The 4,828-nt window shown below is 41.5% G+C and carries 4 protein-coding genes; all 4 read left to right on the top strand.

Features of this window, described 5'->3' with window-relative positions:
• The coding region (locus tag ABIZ51_06340; GenBank protein ID MEO7088396.1) for an RCC1 repeat-containing protein at positions 1-735 on the top strand (735 nt) is incomplete at its 5' end.
• Positions 732-1,877 (top strand): hypothetical protein, encoded by a 1,146-nt coding sequence (locus ABIZ51_06335; GenBank protein ID MEO7088395.1) that lies wholly within the window; start codon positions 732-734, stop codon positions 1,875-1,877. The genes ABIZ51_06340 and ABIZ51_06335, both read left to right, overlap by 4 nt.
• On the top strand, positions 1,874-2,989 hold the full coding sequence (locus ABIZ51_06330; GenBank protein MEO7088394.1) for an RCC1 repeat- and reductase domain-containing protein: 1,116 nt from the start codon (positions 1,874-1,876) through the stop codon (positions 2,987-2,989). Before ABIZ51_06335 ends, ABIZ51_06330 begins: the two co-directional genes overlap by 4 nt.
• A gap of 79 nt (positions 2,990-3,068) precedes the next feature.
• The gene (locus tag ABIZ51_06325; GenBank protein MEO7088393.1) at positions 3,069-4,784 is read left to right on the top strand and encodes a hypothetical protein; all 1,716 of its coding nucleotides are present in this window, start codon (positions 3,069-3,071) and stop codon (positions 4,782-4,784) included.
• The last annotated feature ends 44 nt before the right edge of the window (positions 4,785-4,828 follow it).

Raw genomic sequence — 4,828 nt, 5'->3', positions numbered from 1 at the left:
GTTTGGGGTTGCGGAGATAATCGTGAAGGCCAATTAGGCGATGGAACAAATACAAAAAGATCTACACCAGTTCAAGTGAGCGGGCTTTCGGGCATCACCGCAATATCAGCAGGAGAATCTCATTGCCTGTTTCTGAAAAAGGATAGCAGTGTTTGGGCTTGCGGAAGTAATATTTATGGAGGACTGGGTGATGGAACACATATAAAAAGGAACACACCTGATCAGGTGGGCGGATTGTCGGGCATCACTGCAATTGCTGCTGGAAGTTTTTATTCTCTGTTTCTGAAAAAGGATAGCAGTGTGTGGGCCTGTGGGAGTAATGGTAGTGGCGAATTAGGTGTAGTTGATGGAACAAATACAAATAGCCTCGCACCGTTACAGGTAAGCGGGTTAACTGGCATTCTTGCCATCGCGGCAGGAGATGTTCATTCTCTGTTTCTGAAAAAGGATGGTAGCGTTTGGGCTTGTGGATATAATGGTGAGGGGGAATTTGATAATGAAGCTATTTTTAACCGAAACACACCCGTTCGAGTAAGTGGATTATCCGGCATCACCGCAATAGCAGCAGGAAGATTTCATTCCCTTTTTCTGAAAAAAGACAAAAGTATTTGGGCTTGCGGAAGTAATGCTAAAGGACAATTAGGCGACGGGACAAAGATAGATCGGGACAAACCGGTTCGGGTGAGCGGACTAACAGTAACAACTAAACGAAGTAACAAAACGAAAACAAAATGAAAAAACTACTAATTATCACCATCGCTTTAATCGGGATGGGCATTGGCGCTAATGCTCAATCCATCTTTGCTGGAAACAGCTCTTCCTATTTTTTACCAACCACGCCTGGCGCTCCAAAGGCTTGCGGAGATAATATTTATGGAGAATTGGGCGATGGAACAAAGACAAAAAGATCTATTCCAGTTCAGGTGGGCGGATTGTCGGGCATCACAGCAATGGCTGGTGGCGATGGTTATTCCCTGTTTCTGAAAAAGGATGGCAGCGTTTGGGCCAGTGGACGTAATAGCTATGGGCAATTGGGTGATGGAACAGTTATAGATAGATTCACACCCGTAAAGCTGAGCGGGTTAACGGGTGTCATCGCAATAGCGGCAGGGTATTCTCATTCTCTGTTTCTGAAAAAGGATGGCAGCGTTTGGGCTTGCGGAAATAATGGTGAAGGGGAATTAGGTGATGGAACAGATATCGGCAAGAAAACACCAGTCCGGGTGAGCGGGCTAACAAGCATCATCGCAATTGCAGCGAGGAGAATGCATTCTCTGTTTCTGAAAAAAGATGGAAGTGTTTGGGCTTGCGGAGATAATAGTGAAGGGGAATTAGGTGATGGGACAGATACAAATAGACTCACACCGGTAAAGGCGAGTTGGTTAACCGGCATAATCGCAATAGCGGCAGGATCTAATTTTTCTCTCTTTCTGAAAAAAGATAGCAGCGTTTGGGCTTGTGGGAATAATATTAGAGGACAATTGGGCAATGGAATAGTTGAAGGCTGGGGCGCACCCGCTCAAATAAAGCAGGTATCTGGCATCACTGCCATCGCAGCAGGATATGTTCATTCTCTGTTTCTAAAAATGGATGGCAGCGTTTGGGCTTGTGGAGATAATAACTATGGTCAATTAGGTGATGAATCTAATGTATACCGAAACACACCTGTTCAAGTAAGTGGATTAACAGGCATCATCGCAATAGCGGCAGGAGATGATCATTCACTGTTTCTGAAAAATGATGGCAGCGTTTGGGCTTGCGGATATAATACTACTGGGGAATTGGGTGATGGAACAAATACAAATAGACTCACACCGGTTCGGGTGAGCGGAATAACGGTAACAACTAAACGGAGTAACAAAACGAAAGCAAAATGAAAAAACTATTAATTATCACGATCGCTTTACTCGGGACGGGTATGGGCGCAAATGCACAAGCCATCTTTGCTGGAAACCTATCTTCCTATTTTTTACCAACCACGCCTGGCGCTCCAAAGGCTTGCGGAGACAATATTTCTGGAGAATTGGGAGATGGGACAAATACGAAAAGATCTATGCCAGTTCAGATGGGCGGATTGTCGGACATTATTGCAGTGAGTGGCGGCAACGGTTATACTCTGTTTCTGAAAAAGGATGCCAGCGTTTGGGCCTGTGGACGTAATGAAGATGGCCGATTGGGTGATGGAACAGACATAGATAGACTCAAGCCAGTAAAAGTGAGCGGGTTAACCGGCATCATCGCAATAGCAGCAGGATCTGGTCATTCTCTGTTTCTGAAAAAGGATGGAAGCGTTTGGGCTTGCGGAGAGAATACTTGTGGACAATTGGGCGATGGATCAACTAAAAACAGCAATACTCCTGTCAAGGTTAGTGGGTTATCAGGCATCACGGCAATAGCAGCAGGAGATAAACATTCTCTGTTTCTGAAAAATGATGGTAGTGTTTGGGCCTGTGGGAGTAATGTTGGCGGCCAATTGGGTGATGGAACTGGTACAAATAGACTCACATCGGTAAAGGCGAGCGGGTTAACAGGCATCATCGCAATAGCAGCAGGATCTAATTTTTCCCTGTTTCTGAAAAAGGATGGCAGCGTTTGGGCTTGTGGGGATAATCTTAGTGGACAACTGGGCGATGAAACAGATGGCGAAGACTGGGGCGCACCTGCTCAAGTGGAGGTATCAGACATCACCGCAATAGCCGCTGGATCTGATTTTTCTCTGTTTCTGAAAAAAGATGGTAGCGTTTGGGCTTGTGGAGATAATAATTATGGGGAATTAGGTAATGGAACAACTACAGATAGGCTCAATCCGGTAAGCGAGCTATCCGGCATCACCGAAATAGCGGCAGGAATGGGTCATTCTCTTTTTCGGAAAAATGATGGCAGCATTTGGGCTTGCGGATATAATGAATTTGGGCAGTTGGGCGATGGAACTACTACAAATAGACACACACCGATTCAGGTAAGCGGGCTAACAGTAACAACTAAATAAACCAAAATGCAATGAACTACTCTCATGAACACCTAAAAAAAACGTACACTATTTAAAAACAATTAACAAAATAAAAAAAATGAAAACCCAATTAACAAAATTAATTCTGATTGCGATGCTCACCTTTGGCTTGAGCAATGTTGCAGAGGCGCAGGAAAAAGCAGCACCTAAGTTACAGGATATTAACTCCTTTTTTAAAGGATCAATGATGGCAACTGTGCCTTGGACAAGCTATTATATTTCTAAGTTGAAATTTCCTTTAACCACGCCTGTGGATATTGAACAAGTAAATAAGGACTTAAACGCATACTTAGTAAGACCTCCAACAGGGGATAAGAAAGGTGCAAATACCGACTACGAATTTTCTATTATAACAAAATATAAAAAGAATCTTTTTTCAACCTTTGAGAAGTTTACTGCGATGACTCCATATAAAACTCCACGATTTTTCTATCATGAATATATCCCTCATCTAATTAATTTCACACTAAAAAACAATACCGATTTATCATTAGTGATAGCAGGTGGAGATGTTGATATAATGTTTGACCGAAGCATCAAGACCTCAGCTCAAAGACAGTATATCATTTTAGCCAACTATATTTTGCCTTCGCTCAAAGTGATGACTACCAATTTTTCGGGTGATGAAATTAAGAATTTTGGGATGACTATTGTTTATGGCACTTATAAGGATAGTACGGATTACGATGCAGAATGGGTGGGATTTGCAGCACCAGCAGACGCCATCCGAAAATATGCAGCAGGCGAAATGAGCGCTGAAAAGCTGATTGACGCAGGTGAAACTTATGTTTCTAATGCAAGTGGTGACCCGACCGAGCCAACCAATCGGCTGCATTTAAAATACAGCCACAGCGGAATGCCTTATACTGTTGAGCATCCTGATACAAACATTGTTTCTAAAACAGCTTCGCCTACTTTGCCATCAAATACTTATAAAGAGGCGACCCTTTCATTTAACTATCCTTCAGACTGGAAACAAACTGATAAAACCGAAGAGAAGATTAACTTTAATGTCGGAAAAAGTTTTAGATTCAGAATACAACATGTTGACAACAGGAATGATTTAGTAACTTATGCTGCTAATGCAATAAAAGAAGTGGAAAAATTGGGCGGAACAGCAGTAATTGAAAATTCAGATTTGGCGGGTGTTTTTGCAATAAAATTGACAGAAAATATTAAGTCGGGTGGAGATGATATGCGCTATATTTATTATATGTATAAAGACCGAAAATCACATTATGATGAGCCGACGATGGTAAGTGGAATTTCTTATGGAGGGAAAGTGTCTGATTTTACGGATATGGAACCTCAATGTATTGCTGCTATAAAATCAATAAAATACGAAATGAGAACAGGCGGAAAAATAAATAAATACTCTTTTGAATACCCTATGCCATGCGCAACTGATTACACTGATGGTCAAGAATATGTCATTAACAATATACCCATCAAAAACATTGGAACCTTGCTTATGGATTTTCCAATATTTGAAATAACGCCAAAGGCAGGTGAAACGATTGATAGTGATGCTAAAACGAGAGCAAAAGAATATAAAAAAGAGAAGTTTCAAAACGTAAAAATTGTTGATACAACCTTTGGCGGAGAGCCGGCAAAAATAATTTATTATCATACGGACAAAGGAACCACCAGACGTGACATACTTGCCAAACACAAAGATTTTATCTATTTGATTTCTTTGGAACCTTCACAAACAATCGAAATTCCTTATAATAAAACAGCCAACTATGTTTTAGAATCATTCAAATTTGAATAAGTTAATCCACAAGAAGGATGTGTCAAATCAAATGTAATTGATAT

It is taken from the genome of Bacteroidia bacterium (genome assembly GCA_039924845.1).
GTDB lineage: Bacteria > Bacteroidota > Bacteroidia > DATLTG01 > DATLTG01 > DATLTG01.
This window is presented reverse-complemented; position numbering and strand designations above follow the sequence as displayed.